This is a genomic window from Segatella sp. (assembly GCF_977051555.1).
Window position 1 is genome coordinate 41,687 of the sequence record NZ_CDRSSE010000012.1, and the last position, 20,896, is coordinate 62,582.

The 20,896-nt window shown below is 40.1% G+C and carries 14 protein-coding genes; 12 read left to right on the forward strand and 2 right to left on the reverse strand.

The window, feature by feature from the left end; all coding sequences use genetic code 11:
• Positions 1-21: 21 nt before the first annotated feature.
• The gene (metA, locus tag ACWJAO_RS04735) at positions 22-939 is read right to left on the reverse strand and encodes a homoserine O-acetyltransferase MetA (RefSeq protein ID WP_006846715.1); all 918 of its coding nucleotides are present in this window, start codon (positions 937-939) and stop codon (positions 22-24) included.
• Positions 940-1,289: 350 nt separating this feature from the next.
• Here metA and ACWJAO_RS04740 point away from each other — a divergent pair, with 350 nt between their 5' ends.
• The 12 genes from ACWJAO_RS04740 to ACWJAO_RS04795 all read left to right on the forward strand — a co-directional run bounded on the left by ACWJAO_RS04740 (position 1,290) and on the right by ACWJAO_RS04795 (position 20,219).
• A complete protein-coding gene (locus ACWJAO_RS04740) occupies positions 1,290-2,624 on the forward strand; it encodes a TolC family protein (RefSeq protein WP_449139434.1) in 1,335 nt (444 codons plus the stop codon).
• 66 nt (positions 2,625-2,690) lie between these two features.
• A complete protein-coding gene (locus ACWJAO_RS04745) occupies positions 2,691-3,872 on the forward strand; it encodes an efflux RND transporter periplasmic adaptor subunit (RefSeq protein ID WP_449139435.1) in 1,182 nt (393 codons plus the stop codon).
• Positions 3,873-3,883: 11 nt separating this feature from the next.
• Positions 3,884-4,660 (forward strand): ABC transporter ATP-binding protein, encoded by a 777-nt coding sequence (locus ACWJAO_RS04750; protein WP_449139436.1) that lies wholly within the window; start codon positions 3,884-3,886, stop codon positions 4,658-4,660.
• Positions 4,661-4,764: 104 nt separating this feature from the next.
• Entirely contained in the window at positions 4,765-6,003 is a 1,239-nt protein-coding gene (locus ACWJAO_RS04755) for an ABC transporter permease (RefSeq protein ID WP_449139437.1), read from the forward strand.
• 172 nt (positions 6,004-6,175) lie between these two features.
• The gene (kdsB, locus tag ACWJAO_RS04760; protein ID WP_449139438.1) at positions 6,176-6,919 is read left to right on the forward strand and encodes a 3-deoxy-manno-octulosonate cytidylyltransferase; all 744 of its coding nucleotides are present in this window, start codon (positions 6,176-6,178) and stop codon (positions 6,917-6,919) included.
• A gap of 34 nt (positions 6,920-6,953) precedes the next feature.
• A complete protein-coding gene (tilS, locus tag ACWJAO_RS04765) occupies positions 6,954-8,303 on the forward strand; it encodes a tRNA lysidine(34) synthetase TilS (protein ID WP_449139439.1) in 1,350 nt (449 codons plus the stop codon).
• The gene (locus ACWJAO_RS04770) at positions 8,300-9,970 is read left to right on the forward strand and encodes a GH25 family lysozyme (protein ID WP_449139440.1); all 1,671 of its coding nucleotides are present in this window, start codon (positions 8,300-8,302) and stop codon (positions 9,968-9,970) included. Before tilS ends, ACWJAO_RS04770 begins: the two co-directional genes overlap by 4 nt.
• 117 nt (positions 9,971-10,087) lie before the next feature.
• Positions 10,088-10,960 (forward strand): sigma-70 family RNA polymerase sigma factor, encoded by an 873-nt coding sequence (locus ACWJAO_RS04775; protein WP_006846722.1) that lies wholly within the window; start codon positions 10,088-10,090, stop codon positions 10,958-10,960.
• Positions 10,961-11,024: 64 nt separating this feature from the next.
• A complete protein-coding gene (locus ACWJAO_RS04780) occupies positions 11,025-13,151 on the forward strand; it encodes a DUF5686 family protein (protein ID WP_449139441.1) in 2,127 nt (708 codons plus the stop codon).
• A gap of 71 nt (positions 13,152-13,222) precedes the next feature.
• Complete coding sequence (locus ACWJAO_RS04785) at positions 13,223-16,435, forward strand: UvrD-helicase domain-containing protein (RefSeq protein ID WP_449139442.1); 3,213 nt, start codon at positions 13,223-13,225, stop codon at positions 16,433-16,435.
• 76 nt (positions 16,436-16,511) lie between these two features.
• Positions 16,512-19,499, forward strand: a complete 2,988-nt coding sequence (locus ACWJAO_RS04790) for a PD-(D/E)XK nuclease family protein (protein WP_449139443.1) — start codon at positions 16,512-16,514, stop codon at positions 19,497-19,499.
• Positions 19,500-19,601: 102 nt separating this feature from the next.
• Positions 19,602-20,219 carry a sigma-70 family RNA polymerase sigma factor gene (locus tag ACWJAO_RS04795; protein WP_006846726.1) on the forward strand — a complete coding sequence of 206 codons (618 nt, stop codon included), beginning with the start codon at positions 19,602-19,604 and terminating at the stop codon, positions 20,217-20,219.
• Positions 20,220-20,314: 95 nt separating this feature from the next.
• On the opposite strand, the gene ACWJAO_RS04800 is transcribed toward ACWJAO_RS04795, so the two are convergent.
• A complete protein-coding gene (locus ACWJAO_RS04800) occupies positions 20,315-20,683 on the reverse strand; it encodes a helix-turn-helix domain-containing protein (RefSeq protein ID WP_449139444.1) in 369 nt (122 codons plus the stop codon).
• Positions 20,684-20,896: the final 213 nt, after the last annotated feature.

Sequence of the window (20,896 nt, forward strand, 5' to 3'; positions counted from 1 at the left end):
AAATCATCCAACTCCTTCAAATTAACTGATTTCGTCAATATTGTAAGGAGTCTCCTGATAAACATAATAGTTGATCCAATTACTATAGAAGAGGTTGGCATGAGCACGCCATGTCACCAGAGGTTCTTCGTTCGGATCGTCATGATAATAATAATTCTTTGGCAGTTCTACATCATCACGCTTGCCCATATCACGCTTATATTCCTTATCCAGCGTGTTTGGCGCATACTCAAGATGACCCGTTACAAAGAATTCGCGGCCGTTTCTGGCCATCACAATGCTGACACCGCTTTCAGGCGATTCGGCAATGATATCAAGTCCTGGCACTTTTTCAATATCCTCTCGTCTTACCTCTGTATGGCGACTATGAGGCATATTAAAGATATCATCGAAACCGCGGAAGATTGGCTGTGACAAATCGAGAGGCTTCTGTTTAAAAATACCAAACATCTTCTTCTCTAAAGGATACTTAGGAACACCATAGAAATGATAAAGACCAGCCTGGGCACCCCAGCAGATATAGAGTGTTGAAGTAACATGGGTACGGGCCCAATCAAAAATCTCTTTGATTTCAGGCCAATATTCTACCTCCTCATAAGCCATCGTTTCGATAGGAGCACCGGTAACTATCATTCCATCAAACTTCTGTTTGGAAAGTTCCTGAAAATCCTTGTAGAACATCATCATGTGCTCTATTGGAGTATTCTTTGGCGTGTGACTTTTCAACTTCATAAAATAAACCTCTAACTGAAGAGGAGTATTCGACAGAAGACGAACGAGATCAGTCTCTGTCGTAATCTTGAGTGGCATCAGATTGAGCACACAGATTTTCAACGGACGAATCTCCTGTTTATGCGCACGACTTTCGTCCATCACGAATATATTCTCATGCTTCAGCAGTTCGATAGCTGGAAGCTTATCTGGTAATCTTAACGGCATTTATTTTATTCCTTTCTTAAAATTTTTCTGCAAAGTTACACAATTTCAGCGAAGATAACGAAAGAAGAAACATTTTTTTGAGAAATATAAATAAATTAATGTGGAAAAGCAAAAGAAACCTTTCACCATGAAAAGGATTGTTAAAGATAAATGCTAATATTAAACCTATCAACTCGTTTTTAATCAAAAAATCATATCAGTTGCAACTTTATAGGCGACGCTTACGTCAAAGTTAAAAATGATGTATCCTATTAAGATTTGCAATTATGGAAAGTAAGAACATTAATCCACATTTAAACAGAACAGAGAAAGAATGTTCTGTAAAGATGAAAACAAAAAGTAAAAAGAGTATGAACGTAAGTTTAAAAAACATGGCGGTAGCGCTGATCATCATGTCGACTCCTATCGCTGTACAAGCTAAGCAATGGTCACTGCAGGATTGTATCAGTTACGCACTGGCTAACAACATTCAACTGCAGAAGACTCAACTCACAAAAGCTTCAGCTCAAGAGGACTATCTGCAATCAAAGTCAGCACTTCTGCCATCGCTCTCTGCCAGCACCAACCAAAGCGTAAACTATACGCCTTGGGTTTCTAATGGAATCAGCGGAGAAGGTTTCAGCAAAGCTTCCATCGACAAGGTATATTACAATGGCAGCTATAGCGTGATGGGCAATTACACGATTTGGAACGGAAACAAAAACAGAAATCAGGTGAAACTGAACAAGCTGGCAAAGGAAGCGGCACAACTCGATTCGACAGCACAAGCCCTCAACCTGCAAGAACAGATAGCTCAACTTTACGTACAGATACTCTACTCTACAGAGGCTATCAACGTAAACAAAGAAAGTTATCAGTCGAGTGTTCAAAACGAAGAGCGTGGTAAGGAAATGGTAAAAATTGGCAAGATGAGCCAAGCAGACTTAGCACAACTTACAGCACAAAGAGCACAAGATGAGTTTAACATCGTGCAGGCTGAAAGTAACGTTAAAAACTATAAACGACAGTTGAAGGAACTCCTGCAGATTACCAGTGAAGAAGCTTTCGACATCGCTATTCCAAGCACAACTGACCAGATGGCTCTGGCCTCTATCCCAGGAATGAACAGTGTCTATACAGCTGCGCTTCAGAATCGCCCTGAGTTTTTGAGCTATCAAAACCAACTCGACCAGAACGATCTGAACATCAAAATTGCAAAGGCAGGAAAGTTGCCAACCATCAGCGCAAATGCAGGAGCTACAACCAGCACCACATCCATGAACAAAAATGGTTGGGGCAGCCAGATGAAAACCAACTTCAGTCTGGGTGGTGGAATCGGTGTCAGCATTCCTCTCTTTGATAACCGACAAACCAAGACTTCTGTCAACAAAGCACTCATTCAGCGTGAAAGCATCCTGCTCGATATAAAGAATGAGCAAACTAAGCTCTACTCTACTATCGAAAACTATTGGTTGCAAGCTAATACAAACCAAAGCCAGTTTAAGGCAGCCAAGGTGAGCAGCGAGAGTGCACAAACCAGCTACGATTTGTTAAGTGAACAGTTTAAACTGGGATTAAAGAACATCGTAGAGTTGAGAACAGGCAAAGATAATCTTCTGAAGGCTAAGCAGAACGAGCTTCAGGCAAAGTATCTTACCATTCTGAATATCAACATGTTGAAATTCTACCAAAACGGCAGAATCTAAAGAAAAGATTGGTATTAGCATCCGAAAACATATTGCAAATCATTAATAGGTATACATACATTTTTTATGAAAAAACTTAGAATCAGCAAAATCTGGATTGCCATGATTGTGGTAATCATCGTAGCTGTGGCAGCATGGCTGTTCTCGGGAAGTAAAAACGAAGAGCAAATAGACTTCAAACAGGAAGCCGTAACCACACAAACTTTGCAGAATAGTGTTACTGCAACCGGTACTATTGAAGCGGTAACTTCTGTAACGGTTGGTACACAGGTGAGCGGTATTGTAAACAAGCTTTATGTTGATTACAATTCGCAGGTAAAAAAAGGTGAAGTCATAGCTGAGCTCGACAAAACCAACCTGATGAGCGAGTTGAATACTGCCAAAGCTAACCTGGCAAGTGCGCAAAGCAGTTTGAACTATCAGAGTGCAAACATGAGCCGCTACCAGACCCTCTATAAGAAAGGTTTGGTAAGTGCTGACGATTATGAAAATGCGCTTCTCACCTATCGCCAGGCGAAAGAGCAAGTAGCTTCTGCCACGGAGAATGTACAGAAAGCCCAAACCAACCTGAGCTATGCTACAATTACATCGCCAATAGATGGAACTGTCATCTCAAAAAGTGTAGAGGAAGGACAGACTGTAGCAGCAAGTTTCAATACTCCAGAACTCTTTACTATCGCTAAAGATCTGACCAACATGCAGGTGATTGCAAATGTTGACGAGGCTGATATTGGCGGTGTAAAAGAAGGCAACCGCGTTAATTTCACAGTAGATGCTTATCCTGACGATGTATTCCAAGGAACAGTAAAACAGGTTCGTCTGGAAGCTACTACAACAAACAATGTTGTCACTTACGAGGTTGTCATCTCTGCACCCAACGCAGATCTCAAGTTGAAACCAGGCTTGACAGCAAATGTTACCATCTTTACACAAGAACGTGCTGGTATTCTTGCTGTTGCCAACAAAGCACTCCGCTTTACTCCAACCAAGGAAACAGTGGGTAAGAACATCAAGATTGTGGACTGCAAAGGAAAGAACAAAGTTTGGACTCTTGCCAACAACACCCTTACAGCTCATTCTGTAACCATTGGTCAGAGTGATGGTATTCATACGGAAATAACCAAAGGATTGAAGAAGGGACAGAAGATTGTTACAGAAATCATAGTTAATACTCCTGAAGAGGATGAGGAGCCTCAACAAAGTCAAGGTTTGATTAGCGGTCCTGGACCTAGAGGAAAGAAAAAATAAGGAATAAAAGTATGGCAAACGACAATATTCAAGCAAACAGCGAAAAGAAAGTTGTGATAGAACTCGACAATGTTCGTCGCGACTTTCTTGTGGGCGACGAAACAGTCCATGCCCTAAAAGGTGTAAGCTTTAAAATATACGAAGGTGAGTTTGTTACCATCATGGGTAAGTCTGGATCAGGTAAATCTACCCTACTGAACCAGCTAGGTTGTCTCGATACCCCATCCAGTGGCGAATACTATCTGGATGGAGTAAGCGTACGAAAGATGTCACGTAATGATCGCGCCATTCTTAGAAACCGAAAGATTGGATTCATCTTCCAGAACTACAATCTTCTACCGAAGACTACAAGTGTAGAAAATGTAGAACTTCCACTGATGTACAACCCGAACGTAAGTGCAGAAGAGCGAAAGCAACGTGCTATCGAATCGCTGAAAGCTGTTGGTCTAGGAGAACGTCTCTATCATAAGAGTAATCAGATGTCTGGAGGACAGATGCAGCGTGTAGCAATAGCTCGTGCGTTGGTCAACAACCCCGCTGTGATACTCGCAGATGAGGCAACGGGTAATCTCGACACCAGAACCAGTTTCGAGATTCTGGTACTCTTCCAGAAACTTTATGCAGAAGGAAGAACCATCATCTTCGTTACCCACAACCCAGACATTGCAAATTATTCGAGTCGTAATATCGAACTGCGTGATGGTCACATCATCAGCGACACCTATAACGAACATATTCTCTCGGCAGCCGAAGGTCTGGCAGCCTTGCCGGCCAACACGGACGAATAAGTTTTCAATGTTAAGTGTTGAATGTTAAATTACTTAGCATCCAATAGCAAACGAAGTTTTCACTTAACACTTAACATTTAACATTTAACATTACAACAAGTAAAATGAATTATCAGAATCTTTTCAAAATAGCCATCCGCGCCATTGCTGCCAACAAAATGCGCTCTTTCCTTACCGCACTTGGCATCATCATCGGTATTGCTGCGGTTATTACCATGCTTGCCATCGGACAAGGAAGTAAAGCCAGCATCAAAGCAAACATCGCAGAGATGGGTTCAAACATGATTATGATTTCACCAGGTGCAGACATGCGTGGCGGTGTGAGACAGGATGCGTCGTCAATGGAGACGCTCAAGCAAGCCGACTATCAGAGCATCAAAGACGAATATAATTATATCTCAGCTATTTCTCCTACCGTAAACAGTTCCGGACAGTGGATCTACGGAAACAACAACACCCTAAGTTCCATTTATGGTGTAAACCAAGACTATCTTTCCATCCGACAACTGAAAGTGGCAGATGGAGAAATGTTTACTGATACAGACATTAAGGCTGCATCTAAAGTTTGTATTTTAGGACAGACAGTAGTTGACTATCTTTTCCCTGATGGCAGTGATCCTATCGGTAAGGTTGTACGATTTAACAGCATTCCATTCAGAGTAATCGGTGTCTTGAAGAAGAAAGGTTACAATAGTATGGGTATGGACCAGGATGATTTGGTACTTGCCCCCTATACAACAGTAATGAAGCGAATTATGGCACAAACCTATTTAGGAGGCATCGTCTGCTCAGCTATCACCGAAGAGGCTTCTCAACCTGCCCAAGATCAGATTACAGAAATATTGCGACGCAACCACAAATTGAAAGACGCAACAGATACTACTGAAGCAGATGAAGATGACTTCAATATCCGCTCTCAAGAGGAAATTTCAAGCATGATGAATTCTACCATGTCTACAATCACCATCCTGCTCGGATCCGTGGCAGGAATCTCGCTGCTGGTAGGCGGCATCGGAATCATGAACATCATGTATGTATCTGTAACAGAGCGCACCCGCGAAATAGGCCTTCGAATGAGTGTGGGCGCACGAGGTATTGATATTTTGAACCAATTTCTGATTGAAGCTATCTTACTTTCTGTAACTGGCGGTATTATAGGAGTGATATTGGGAGTTAGTTTATCGCTCAGCCTGAACTCTTTCTTCCATATAGCCACCCAAATAGAGCCTTGGAGCATTATTATGAGTTTTGCAGTCTGCACATTTACTGGCGTTTTCTTTGGATGGTATCCTGCAAAGAAGGCAGCAAGGCTCGACCCTATCGAGGCTATCAGATACGAATAAAAAAGATGGAAGAACATTAAATATTCTCTGAGGTTTTTCAAAAAAAACAAAAAGTTTTTTGGTGAATACAAAATAAAGTTGTACTTTTGCGTCTGCGGAAGTGCAACTTTTTTATTTGAAGTTAAACGAATCGCATGAATTGAATAGTAAACAGGTTTAAATATAGAAGATTATGAAATTTATAGGAATTATTCCTGCAAGATACGCATCAACACGTTTCCCGGGAAAGCCACTTGCCATGTTAGATGGCAAACCAGTGATACAGCATGTTTATGAGAAAGTTGCAACTTGTCTAGAAGCAGCCTATGTTGCAACAGACGATGAGCGAATTTTCAATGCTGTAGAAGCATTTGGCGGTAAAGCTGTTATGACGCGCAAGGATCATAAGAGCGGTACTGACCGCATAGAAGAAGCTATCGAAAAAATTGGTGGAGACTGGGATGTCATTGTCAATGTTCAAGGAGATGAACCTTTTGTTGACAAGAGTCAACTGGAAACCATCTGCCAGTGTTTTGATGACCCAACAACCCAAATTGCCACTTTAGGAAAAGCCTTTACCAGTATGGAAGCTGTAAAAAATCCTAATAGTCCAAAGATTGTTGTAGACAATCAAGGCTTTGCTATGTATTTCTCTCGCAGCATCATTCCATACGTAAGAGGAAAGGAAGAGGAAGAATGGCTCAAGAGTTTTCCTTATCTGAAACATTTGGGCATCTATGCTTATCGCAAAGAAGTTTTAAAAGAGGTAACTCAGCTGCCACAAAGCTCACTAGAAATAGCAGAGAGCCTGGAACAGCTTCGATGGCTACAGAATGGCTACAAGATAAAAGTTGGTACTACAGATGTAGAAACTGTAGGCATCGACACGCCAGAAGATTTGCAGCGGGCAGAAGATTTTTTGAAAAACGGAAAATAATAAGAAGCATCATATACTTTTAAAGTATCGCAGAATGAACAAAATTGAAAACATCGTCAAAAAATATATTATTCACCACGATATGTTCAAGTGGCAAACACCGTATATCGTTGCCTTGTCTGGAGGTGCCGATAGCGTTGCCCTATTGCTTATCTTGAAACATTTAGGACTGAATATTACTGCTGCGCACTGTAACTTTCACCTTCGCAGTGAAGAGAGTGACAGAGACGAGCAATTTTGTGTAAATCTGTGCCAACAACAGGGAATCAGTTTGTCTCGAATTCATTTTGATACTTATGCTTATGCCCATTTGCACAAGGTAAGTATCGAAATGGCTGCACGCAACTTACGCTACAGCTATTTTGCCCAATTAGTAAAAGACTTGCATGCAGGAGGCATTTGTGTGGCCCATCATCGCGATGACAATGTAGAAACTTTACTTCTGAATCTGTTAAGAGGATCTGGAGTAGACGGATTAGCAGGCATCGCCCCCAAAAACGGAAATATTCTGCGCCCTCTTCTCTGCATCAGCCGACAGGATATATTGCAATACCTAAAAGAAAAAAAGCAAGATTTTGTCACAGATTCAACAAATTTGGAAGACGATGCTTTAAGAAATAAAATTCGCCATCATGTAGTACCTCTTTTAGAAAGTATCAACCCAGCAGCAAGTGAAAATATCGCTCTCACTGCCAAATACATACGCCAAGCGAAAAGTATACTTGAGAGCATGGATAGCATCAGTACAACCGACTCTTATAGGAACGTTATAAGTATCCCCAAAGTTTCTGTCATGAATGCTCCAAGTCCGGAATTCATACTCCATAAAGAATTAGGCAGATATGGTTTTCATGGCAATGTCATTGATGACATCTGTGAAAGCCTCTTCAGTCAGGATCGTGGTGTCGGTAAAATTTGGAAAAACGAAGACTATATGATAGTCATCGACAGAGAACAGCTGTTGATTTCTAACATAAAAGACTTGAATAACATTCAGGAGCAAAGAGCGTTCCGACTGCCAGAAGAAGGCATTTACAACATGGACGAAGGAACCCAAATCAAAATAAGAATCTTCTCGCATATGGGTGACTTCATGCCAAGCAAAGAATCTCAACGTATCACTTTGGATGCTGAAAAAGTCAGTTTTCCCCTCACCTACCGACTGGTAAAAGAAGGCGATAGATTTCAACCTTTCGGCATGAAGGGAAGCAAACTGTTGAGTGACTATATGACGGATAAGAAATTTGACTATATACAAAAGAAGACACAGCATGTATTAACTAATAGTAAAGGTGAAATCATCTGGCTTATCGGCGAACGTACGTCAGAAAAAACGAAGATTACCGAAACCACCAAGAAAATATTGGAGGTCATCATCAAATGAAAAAGAAAATATTATATATCACAAGTTTAGTTCTCATTCTGCTGGCTGCCGCCAGCACATGGAGCTATTATTGCCTGAACCCATCAAATGATAGAGTGAACAAGGCAAAAGCAAACATAAAAGTATACAGTCACTATGAATTAATTCAAAATGGAAAAACAATACTCCGGTTTGACGAAGACACCACAACACTGGCTGCCAACTTTATGAATCGTTGGGCGTTGATTCCTTCATGTGAAGGAAGACTTGCCGCCTGCTACAACAACAGCATCAGCCGGAATCACTATCTTGGCAAAGATGCGGATAGCATCTTTAAAGAGAAAGTTGATTCTTTAGACAGTTTGTATAGAGACTCCAAATGGAAAGTTGGAGAACTGAACTATTATATTCACTCTCATTCTGTCCTGGATGTAGGCTACAACTCTATTTGCGCTTATACCCAACACGAACTGGAACTACGCGATTCTGCCAAAAAACTGATTGATTCCCTGAAACATGTACAGAAAAAGGGACATTTCAAGTTGAAACGCTCCATTTCATATCAAGCCTATTATAGAGACGAGAACGGAAAATGGAAGAGTCAGGCATGCAAACTCATCAAAGCAATGAATGGAGAAACTGCACAAGGAAGCCACACATTCCAACTTTCCTCAGAAACAACTCCTGAAGGAGTTAAAGCTATTTCACCTCAACTTGCAGTATCTTTAGCAACAGCTCATGGAGTCACACTTCGACGCTCTATTGATTATACCCTCTTACCTGATTCTCTAGGATATTATCGGGGTACAACCGACAGTATCTATCGACCAAACGGTCATGGATGCTGGCAAGGATACGATGGAACCTATTATGAGGGTTACTGGAAAAACGGGAAACGGGAAGGATTCGGATTCAGCATTGCTCCCAAGAAGCCATTACGAATAGGCGAATGGAAAAATGACCGCTATAAAGGCGAAAGACTCGTATATACATCGGAACGTATTTATGGCATTGATCTGAGCAAATACCAACATGGAAAAGGCAGAAAAAAATATGCTATCAACTGGAACCGTTTACGCATTACACATCTTGGACGTCTCAGCAAAAAGACAGTGTCAGGAACAGTAAACTTCCCTATTCGCTTCATCTATATCAAGAGTACAGAAGGTAAATCGATGTTAAATCCATATTATAGAAAAGATTATCGTGATGCAAAAGCACATGGTTACAAGGTTGGAACCTATCACTTCTTTACCACCATAACACCTGCTGCCGAACAGGCACGACACTTTCTGAAACACAGTATCATTAGGAAAGGCGATTTTCCTCCAGTTCTTGATATTGAACCGCTTCCTAGTCAAATCAAGAAAATGGGAGGGGCTAGAGTATTGTTTGCACGCATTAGAACTTGGCTTAGAATTGTAGAAAGAGCAACTGGTGTTAAGCCTATTCTTTACATCAACCAAACTTTCGTAAATCGCTATCTGCCACAGGCTCCCGATCTGAAACATAACTACCAGGTTTGGATTGCACGATATGGAGAGTATAAACCAGACATCCGATTGGTATATTGGCAACTCTGCCCCGACGGAAGAGTAGCAGGAATACATGGAGAGGTAGACATCAACGTGTTTAACGGATACGATGACGCTTTTCAAAGTTTTGTTAAGAACAAGACGGTAAAATAACCTTTAAATGAATAAGTTAGGTTAATTACGTTAAAGTAAGTTATAAATCTAGTTGCGTATCAATATTTTTATTATCTTTGCGTCAATTGTGCAATGTGTAACTAAGAGGAAAAGATAATGAGACAGCTTAAGATACAAAAGAGTATAACCAATCGTAACAGCGAGGCTCTCGACAAATATCTTGTAGAGATAGGTAGAGCCCCTATGGTTTCTATTGATGAAGAAATAGAATTGGCTCAAGCTATCCGCAAGGGAGGTAGAGCTGGCGAAAGAGCAAAAAATAAGTTGATTGAAGCCAACTTACGTTTTGTGGTGTCGGTAGCAAAACAATATCAGCACCAGGGACTCACCTTGACAGACTTGATTGACGAAGGAAACATCGGACTCATCAAAGCTGCAGAACGCTTCGATGAAACACGAGGGTTCAAATTTATCTCATACGCCGTCTGGTGGATTCGTCAGAGTATTTTACAGGCAATAGCAGAGCAAAGTCGAATCGTTCGACTTCCCCTAAACCAGGTAGGATCACTCAATAAGGTAAACCAGGAAATTAATAAGTTTGAGCAGGAAAACCAACGCCGTCCAAGCGTTGAAGAACTTGCTGCCAGAACGGGTGTTGACGAGGACAAGATTTCTCAGAGCATGGCTGCCAGTGGTCATCATGTAAGCATCGATGCTCCATTCAGTGATGACGATGACAACTCTATGGCAGATGTAATGGCAAGCGGAGACGATGCCAGAACAGACAAGCAGGTTGACCATGAAAGTATGGCACAAGACCTAAGACAGGTTTTAAAAGTTTGCCTCAAGGATCGCGAACTGAAAATTATCTGCGCATGCTACGGAATCGGGGAAACCGAAAAGGGGCTCGAGGAAATTGGTGATAAAATGGGGCTGACCCGTGAGCGAGTTCGCCAAATAAGAGAAAAAAGCATCACCAAACTGAGAGAATCCGGGAAGATAGGAATCCTTATGAAATATCTTGGTTAGGAAAGCTGCTGTCCAAAATATTTGGCACAGTTCTTCTGCCAAGTAACATCTTAACTCATAATAAATGAAGAAATATCAAACACACATCATTTTGACGATTATCTTCTGCATGATGGCTTTTGCAGCACATGCAAGAAGAATGTCACCGAGAGACGCCTTTAGTGACTCGGTGATGTGTTTGGTATTTAAATATTCACAATCTGTTGACACAACAGGTAGAGCTGAGCACAAGAGTTATGCCTACACTAAATTTCAAATCAAAACAAACAAACGTAATGCAACACTCATGCTAGTACCGACAATGTATGCAGTGGCTCATGGCGGTGGCAGAAGATTCATCAGCGAGTATTATACCCAAATGACGCTAGACGCAAATGGCAGACCAGTTGCCAAGCGTTTGCTGAACATAAGCACCATTCCGCATAGAAGCAACACATTGTCATCAGTTTTGAAATACATGACTCCAACGGTATACGGAGAAACACTTTTCGAAACTAATATTCTTTCTCCTTTCCACTATAAGAATCGCAGATATTATAAATATGCCGTCACCCAATTACCATTCGGCAAAGCACAAATCTACGTATATCCACGTCTCAAAAACACCCAAGTTATTGAAGCACGTGCCATTGTTGATTCCCAAAGCGGAAAGATAAGCATGGTAGACTTTGAGGGCGAATATGATATGACCCGTTTCTATATCTCGATCATTATGGGTAAAGACGGATTTGGTTCACTTTCTCCTGCAAGGTGCAGCATGAGAGCCAACTTCAGTTTTATGGGTAACAAGATAACGGGCATGTATACAACTGTATACGGACTGCCGAAAATATTAAGTGATTCACTCAATAATGTTGCTGATACAGCATTAATGGCAAAAGTGCGACCTATTGAGTTAAACCAAGAAGAAGTAGACATATACAAAAGATTCTACGAAAAAAGGAAACAAATAACAGATTCCTTGAATAACACCATACCAAAGAAAAACTTTGCAAAAGACATACTTTGGGATGTTATCGGTGACAATGTATTAAACAGAATTTCCCAAGGCTTCGGAAAGCAAAACCAAGGCTACTTCCGTATCAGTCCTATTTTCAACCCACTCTATATGGGATATTCCGAGCGAAAAGGAATTGTATACAAATTTGATCTGAAGGGAGGCTATAGGTTTACAGAAAATCTGCAATTGGGCCTTCGCTTTAAAGGAGGTTACAGTATGAAACAACACAGATTTTATTTCAATATACCATTGACATTCAACTATAACCAGAAGCACAATGGATATCTGAAGTTAGAAATCGGTAACGGTAATAGAATATCGAATAATCGTGTTGCACGAAAGATGTTAGGCATCAGCAAACCTGAAGATAACAATTTTCTATATCCACTATTCTCAGAATATCCAGGATTATCATTACCGGAAATCTCAACAGATATTGATGCAAACAACAGAAAACTAACAGAGTTTAAAGATGATTATCTTCGTCTTATCAACCACTGGAGTTTCAACGACTATGTAGGTTTTGAGATTGGCTTGGTTTCACATACCCGAAAAGCTGTGATTGAAAGTTTCTATAAACTGTTTAATTACCCAAGCAAATATGTGTCAGTAGCACCAGCAGTAGCTTTAGAACTGTTACCATGGGGTAAGAAAGGCTCTATCTTTAAAATAGACTATGAAAAGGGATGGAAAAACCTACTAGGTTCAAACATAGACTACGAACGGGTAGAAGTAGATGCACAAACTATTTTTCAAGCATCACGCCGTCAATCATATTCTGTTAGATTAGGAGCAGGTTTTTATACCCGCAAAGGTGACCATTGGGACTTCGTTGACTATACCAATTTCCATGACAACAATATTCCTGGAGGCTGGAATGATAGCTGGAGTGGAGAATTCGAATTACTACCATCCCAATGGTATAATGCCAGTGATTATTACGTTCGCGGAAATTTCACTTATGAAGCTCCCATGATTGCAACTGCATGGCTCCCCTTGATTGGGAAATATATAGAAGCAGAGCGTCTGTATGTAAGCAGTCTTGTTGTAAACCATTTACACCCATATACAGAATGGGGATATGGAGTAACAACAAGAGCTATTACATTAGGATTCTTTGCAGCCTTCAAAAACACGAAGTTTAATGGCATAGGCTGTCGCTTCGGTTTTGAACTATTTAGAGATTGGTAATATTCATAAAAGCATGGATAAAACATGATTTCTAGGGCACAATATCAATAACATCATAAAAAAATCAAAATATGAGTTCACAACTAACTGTTTATAAAGCAAGTGCAGGATCAGGTAAAACATTTACTTTGGCTCGCGAGTATATGACACTCGTGATAGCTAATCCTGCTTCCTACAGAACCATTCTTGCAGTAACCTTCACCAACAAAGCTACTGAAGAAATGAAAATGCGTATCTTAGGAAAATTATACGAAATTGCACACGGACTACCAGAAGCAAACGATTATGTAAATCAAATACAGCAGGCTTTACCGTATCTTTCATCCAAACAAATTCAGAAAAATGCAGAATCAGCCCTGCATTTGCTCATACATAATTATAACTATTTCCGGGTTATGACCATCGATACGTTCTTTCAGAGTGTATTGAGAAATCTAGCACGTGAACTTGATCTGACTGCCAATTTACGGATAGAACTCAATGACTATCAAATAGAACAGCATGCCGTTGATGAACTTATAGAAAGTCTTGAAGATACCGATCGTCTACTTTTCTGGATTATGGATTATATCAAAGAAAATATTGATGATGATAAGAGTTGGAATGTCATAGGACAGATCAAGAAATTCGGTGAGAACATATTCAAGGATTATTACAAAGCTCATTCCGACAAGTTGACAGAATTGATGGAACAAGAAGATTTCTTCAAGGATTTTACCGACCGAATGAAGAAAAAGCGCGATAAGGCAAAAGAGCAGCTTAAAGAAATTGCTGCTACTTTTTTCGATTCCCTTGAAGAAGAAGGCTTTACGTCAGACGACTTAGCTGGAAAAACGAGAGGTATTTGGAGCTATTTCAACAAGCTGAAAAATGGCAAATACAGTGATGATGATCTATATAATGATACTTTCTATAAATGTCGGGAAAGTCCGGAAGCATGGGTCAAAAAATCAGATGTAAAAAATTGTACTGATATCTTCAATTATGTAGAATCGGTGCTCTACCCTATTTTGCTGTTTGCAGAAGATAATCGTCCAAGACTCACCCGAATCTTCAAAAGTACCGATCTGACCATAAAGCATCTTAATCAGCTCCGCCTTTTGGGAAGCATAGATAAAAAAGTCAGGGAGATGAACAGAGAGGCAAACCGTTTCCTTTTGAGCGATACTCAGACCTTGCTCAACTCACTGATAAAGGATAGCGATTCGCCATTCATCTTTGAAAAGATTGGCACTCAACTCGACCATATAATGATTGACGAGTTTCAAGATACTAGCACCATCCAATGGAAGAACTTTAAAGTGCTGCTCGAAGAAACCATGAGTAGAGAAGATGCAGGTAACCTCATTGTTGGTGACGTAAAACAAAGTATTTACAGATGGCGATCCGGCGATTGGAGACTGCTCAATAATATCGATAAAGAATTTAATAAAAGCGCGACAAAAGTAAGCATAGAAACTTTGGGTACCAACTACCGCTCTGATAGAAACATCATTGAGTTCAACAATGCTTTTTTCACAGAAGCAGTTAAATTGGAGATTAAAGACCTGAAAGATATATGTCCTGAGGAATGTAAACAGCTGGAAAGCGCATATAGCGATGTCTGCCAGCAAGTACCAGTCCACCATTCTAATCCTAATGGTTCTATAAGTATTCAGCTCCTGGGCGGTGAAAATATTGAAGACAGAATGATGCAAACCACACTGGACACTGTAGACAAGTTGGTTGAAAGAGGTGTTCCTTGCAACAAAATAGCAATCCTGGTAAGAAGCAACCGTAACATACAGGACATTGCAGAGTATTTTATGAACCATTCCGACTATCCGTTGGTTTCAGATGAGGCATTCAGGCTGGATGCCTCCCAAGCAGTATGCACATTGGTTAACGCTCTCTACATACTGATACACCCAAATGACAATATTGCATTAGCAACTCTCAACAAGTTTTGTGACACGTATTCTGTAGCTGGAAATATGCCGGAACAACTTTTGACCAATCGTTCTGAGTATCTGGAAATGCCACTGTTCGATCTCACAGAACGCCTTTTTGCAGAACTTAAACTTGGCGAAATAAAAGACATGATCAAGCAAACTGCCTACATCTGTACTTTTTATGATTGCTTAAGTAAATATCTCACAGATAACAGTAGTGATATCACTGGATTTCTGAAAGAGTGGGATAACCGTATTCACGAGAAAAGCATTCATAGCGATGGCGATGGAGGTATAAGATTCCTTACTATACATAAGAGTAAGGGACTGGAATACGATCATGTTATCATGCCTTACTGTGACTGGCAAATAGAAAAAGCCAACACTATCTGGTGCACACCGCAAGAAGCTCCATACAACGAGCTTCCACTGGTACCTATAGATTTCAGTGCTAAACTGATGAAGCAAAGTATATATGAAGCAGATTATAATCATGAACATCTGCAAAACATAGTCGACAATTTGAATCTGCTTTATGTAGCCTTCACACGTGCCAGTCACAACCTGATTGTAATTGGCAAACGAGCTAATAGTGCATACCGTTCTGCCATTATTGAATCTGTACTCGACAAGGTAGCCAGTCGACTTGAAGCTAATGATGTAAAGATGGAGTTAACAGGAATAGGTTCTGATGCCAAAACAGATGACATATCTTTCTGCTATAATGAAATATATGTACCTGATTCTTCCAAGAAATCAAACGAGAAGAAGGATACAAACGTGCTCTCAGCCTATTCTCAACCTTTAGAAATTAAAATAAATGTTACGCCTGAAATGCCAGAATTCAGACAGAGTAACCAGAGCCGTGACTTTATAAAGCGTGATGAAACAGAAGAACAACAGAAGTTTTATATCAAAATGGGTACAATTTTGCACAACCTCTTTTCTACAATCCGCACAGTTGATGATATTGATGGAGCCCTGAAACAGTTGGAGTTAGACGGACTTTTATACGACCAAGACCTCACACCAGAGAAAATAAAGGAGATGATCAGGAAAAGACTTGAATCACCAAAGGTCGCAAAATGGTTTGATAAGGAACTGACCATACTAAATGAATGTTCTATCCTGACAGTTGAAAATGGAAAAGTGGCAGAATACCGTCCAGACCGCGTGATGCAAAACTCAAGAAAAGAAACCATCGTGGTAGACTTCAAATTCGGTAAACAGAAAGTAGAACACCATGAACAGGTTAGAAAATACATCGGCTTGTTAAAAAGTATGGGACATCACCGAGTAAAAGGTTATCTATGGTATGTATACCCTAACAGAATAGTTGAAGTAATAAAATAATACGGTTCTATTGCCCCTTTCCAAAAAGTAGGGCAACATAAAGAACAGTTGCAAACATTGAAAAGTCCATTAAGATATGAAAACATTTTTAAAATATGTTGCAAGAGATATACTCGAGAAATACGGAAACAATCTCAGCGACATTGCCGTCGTGTTTCCAAATAAACGCGCCGCTCTTTTCCTCAACGAGAGTCTGGCCCGTTTGACTGATCACCCTATCTGGTCGCCATCTTACATAACTATCAGCGACCTTTTTCGCAAACATAGCACATTGAAAGTTGGAGATCCAATCAAACTGGTTTGCGATTTACATAAAACATTCGTAGCCTGCACTGGTATTGATGAGACCCTAGACCATTTTTATGGATGGGGACAACTTCTTATCACAGATTTTGACGATATTGATAAAAACATGGCAGAAGCTGAAAAACTCTTTGCCAATCTTAGCAATATACATGAACTTGATGACATCTCATATCTTACAGAAGAACAGAAAACGCTGATTAAGAAATTTTTCAGCAATTTCAACGATGATCACAACTCAGAACTCAAAAAGAGATTTCTACAATTATGGAGCCATTTTCTTGATATCTATAAGCAGTTCAACATGCGTCTTGAAGAACAAGGATTGGCTTATGAGGGGGCTCTATACAGGAAAGTTGTAAATGATGAAAATATCAAATTCCAACACAAGAAATATCTCTTTGTCGGTTTTAATATGATGCAAGTAGTAGAACGGAAACTCTGCGACCGCTTGATGAAAGAGGGTAAAGCACATTTCTATTGGGACTACGATGACTATTATATACAAAACAACCATGAGGCTGGTCACTACATTCGTGAATATCTCAAATATTATCCTAACGAATTGAATGATATGCCTCCTCATGATCTTCGTGAAATTTATCATAACTTTGATAACAATAAAGACATTACATACATTTCGGCATCTACAGAAAACATTCAGGCCCGCTATGTAAACCAATGGCTTAAAGAAAAGAAACGCTATAAATATGGAAAAAAAGTAGCAATCGTATTAGCCGATGAAGGATTGTTGCAAAGTGTTATACATAGTCTTCCTACAAACGAAGACATCAAGTCGTTACCAGATTATTCTGAGAACGACAAGTTAGCATATAATATAACATTGGGCTATCCGCTTCAACAGACACCATTCTACAGTTTGCTGCAACAGCTCATCAAGTTGCAGGGCGTAGGTCACCCCAAGCATAGTAACAACTATCGCTTACATAATGTGCTCATGGTGCTCCGTCATCCATACACACGCTATATCTCTCAAAATTATAGCAAACTCTTGAGCGCTCTTGACGAGCAGAAGCAGTTCTATCCTACCCGCCAATTCCTAAGCATGGATGGTGATGAAGGCTTGTCACTGCTTTTCAAAGATTTGGGTGAGACTGCAACAGAAAATGAATACAACTTGAGACTCATCCAGTATCTGCTGGATATTTTGAAGACAATAGGTGTGAATAGTAAAGAACAGGACGATCCTTTATTCCAGGAATCGCTCTTCAGGACCTATACATTATTGAACCGTCTGCAAGAACTCATCCAGACAGGAGACTTAGCAGTAGACTGCATCACTCTGGAACGACTCATCCAACAGCTCATCCAATCTACAAGTATTCCTTTCCATGGTGAACCTGCAGAAGGAATACAGGTAATGGGTGTATTGGAAACTCGAAATCTAGATTTCGAGCATATCTTAGTACTCTCATGCAACGAAGGGAAACTGCCGAAAGGTGTGAACGATGCTTCATTTATTCCCTATTCATTGAGAAAGGCATACGGCTTGACTACGGTTGATAACAAAGTAGCCATATACGCCTATTATTTTCACAGTCTGCTCCAACGCTCACACGACATCACTTTGTGTTACAATAACGCAACAGAAGATGGCCAATCGGGTGAGATGAGCCGTTTTATGCTACAACTCCTGGTAGAAAGCCATCATGACATCGAGCGCTTTTCTTTGGTCGCAGGACAAAACACACTGCGTCCTACTTATGAACCAATAGAGAAAAAACTGCATGCGCTCAGCCAGCTTAAGAATTTGAAAATGCTTACGCCAACATTTTTGAATACCTATTTGAGATGTGAAAAGCAATTCTACTATAAATATGTAGAAGGACTGATTGAGCCAGATGAAATTGATGAGGACGAAGTAGACAACAAAGTATTTGGAAATATATTCCATCGGGCAGCAGAACTGTTCTATCTGGGATTAGCAAGCAGCGATGCTCTGACAACCGACGGTAAAGGAGAACTCAAACTGACTCGTCCTATCGTTGTATCAAAAGAGCAATTAGAGCATGCCCTAAAAGACGAATCTCTGATTTATCGCCTGGTTGATCAGGCGTTCAGAGAAGAACTCTTTAAAGTTAGCGCTGCAGGGTATCGTCCAAAATATAATGGTCTGCAACTGATCAATAAAGAAGTAATAGCAAGATATATCCGGCAACTTGTCACGATAGATATGCGCCAGGCTCCATTCACCATACTCGGATTAGAGCTGGTTGTAAAAACTGACGTCGAAGTAGAAACAAGTATCGGCAATTTATCTCTGTCAATAGGAGGTTTTATCGACCGACTGGACGCTGTTGCAGCTAACGGTAATGCAAATGGCAATAATCTTGCAGAACGAATCCGCGTAATAGACTATAAAACAGGACGTATTTCAACAACACGTCCAAGAGAACTGAGCGAAGTGTTTGATCCATCCATGCTCAACAAGCATACAGATTATTATTTACAATCTATGCTCTACTCAATTATTGTAAGCCACAACAGAAATCTGAATCCGGCTCAAGAGCCCGTATCTCCAGGCTTGCTGTTTATACAAAATGCAGGAGCAGAAGATTATGATCCGACATTAAAAATGGGCAAGGAACTCATCAGTAGCATAGATGTATACGAAGAAGAGTTTATGAAACAACTGAAAGTTCTCATCGCCAACATCTTTGACAAGGACCAGCCATTCCGGCCTACAGATGATAAGCATCGTTGCGAATACTGTCCATACGCAGCTTTATGCAAATCATAGGAACATATATAATATGTGGAAACCAAAATGATTGGTTAAAATGCGCAAAATACTTGCTTTTTTGAATTATTCTATGTATATTTGCAAAAAGAATTATTGAGTATGACAGAAAAAGAAATAAACAAGATAGTTAGTGAGAACTTAAACTATGTAAAATCAGTAGCCAACCAGTATAAAGGTAAAGGCGTTGAGTTTGATGACTTGGTTAGCGAAGGAACTCTGGCAATGCTTATGGCAGCCAGAAAGTTCCAAGCCGACCGGGGCACCGATTTTGTGGCTTATGCCGGTCCATTCGTTCACAAGGCTATATCACAGGCCATCGATAAACAATCAGGACTTTATCGTTTACCGAAAGACCAGAAGAAATTTGCCCCAAGAAACGCAGACAAGGCGGTATCTGTAGATGCGCCACTAAGCGCAAACAATCCGTATACCCTATTAGACATATTAAACGATCCGGATGTAAAGATTGCAGATGATACCCTGAATATAGAAATGATGAAGAAAAAGATGGCAGAAAGCATTGCAGATTTATTGCCACGAGAGAAAGAAATCATCACCAAATTCTATGGTATAGGTGTTCCTAAAGAAACGATGGCTGAAATTGCTGAAGATATGGGGCTCAAACGCGAGCGAGTTCGCCAGATACGAAATCTGACCATACGCAGATTGAACAGGAGTATCCGCCACCAGGCATTGAGAAACTACTTCAAGAGGTAACTCGCAATAGTTTGTAAAAACAAAAAGGAGGGTGAATCATTAACTTATGATACCCCCTCCTTTTTGTTTCATGTTCTAGTTATTAACAATTAAACTTACTCCAATCCCGTAAAATGATTAGCACGATATTGACGAGGAGTAACGCCTATTCGCTTGAAGAAATTAGCATAGAAACTCTGACGAGTATTGAAACCAGCCATTTCGCTGATACCTTCTACACTCATTCTTGCATAACGCTTATCGGTAAGTAAAGACATAGCATCGTTTACTCGATAATCATTCACCAACTCGGCATAATTCTTATGAAATCGAGTTGCGCATACAGCAGAAATATAGCGAGAGTTAGTATTCAAATCCTCTGCAAGTTTCTTGGAACTGTAGTCAGGGTCCTTGTACTTTCTTTCAGTAACAAGAACACGGATTATCTCGTCGCGAAGGCGGTCCTTAGTTTCTTCACTCAGCATAGATTGATATCTTGCTATTTTTTCCTTTTTAGGTTGAATATTGTACTTAGCCATAGTTATGTTATAAAATTTATTACAACAAAGGTACTACTTTTATTTAGAACGACCAAATTTTTTCTCACTTTTTTGAAAAATAAACACAAAAAAGTCGTTTATATGAAATAAAATGGTTATTTTTGCATTAATTTTCAAGCTCAAAGCCGAGTATATCAT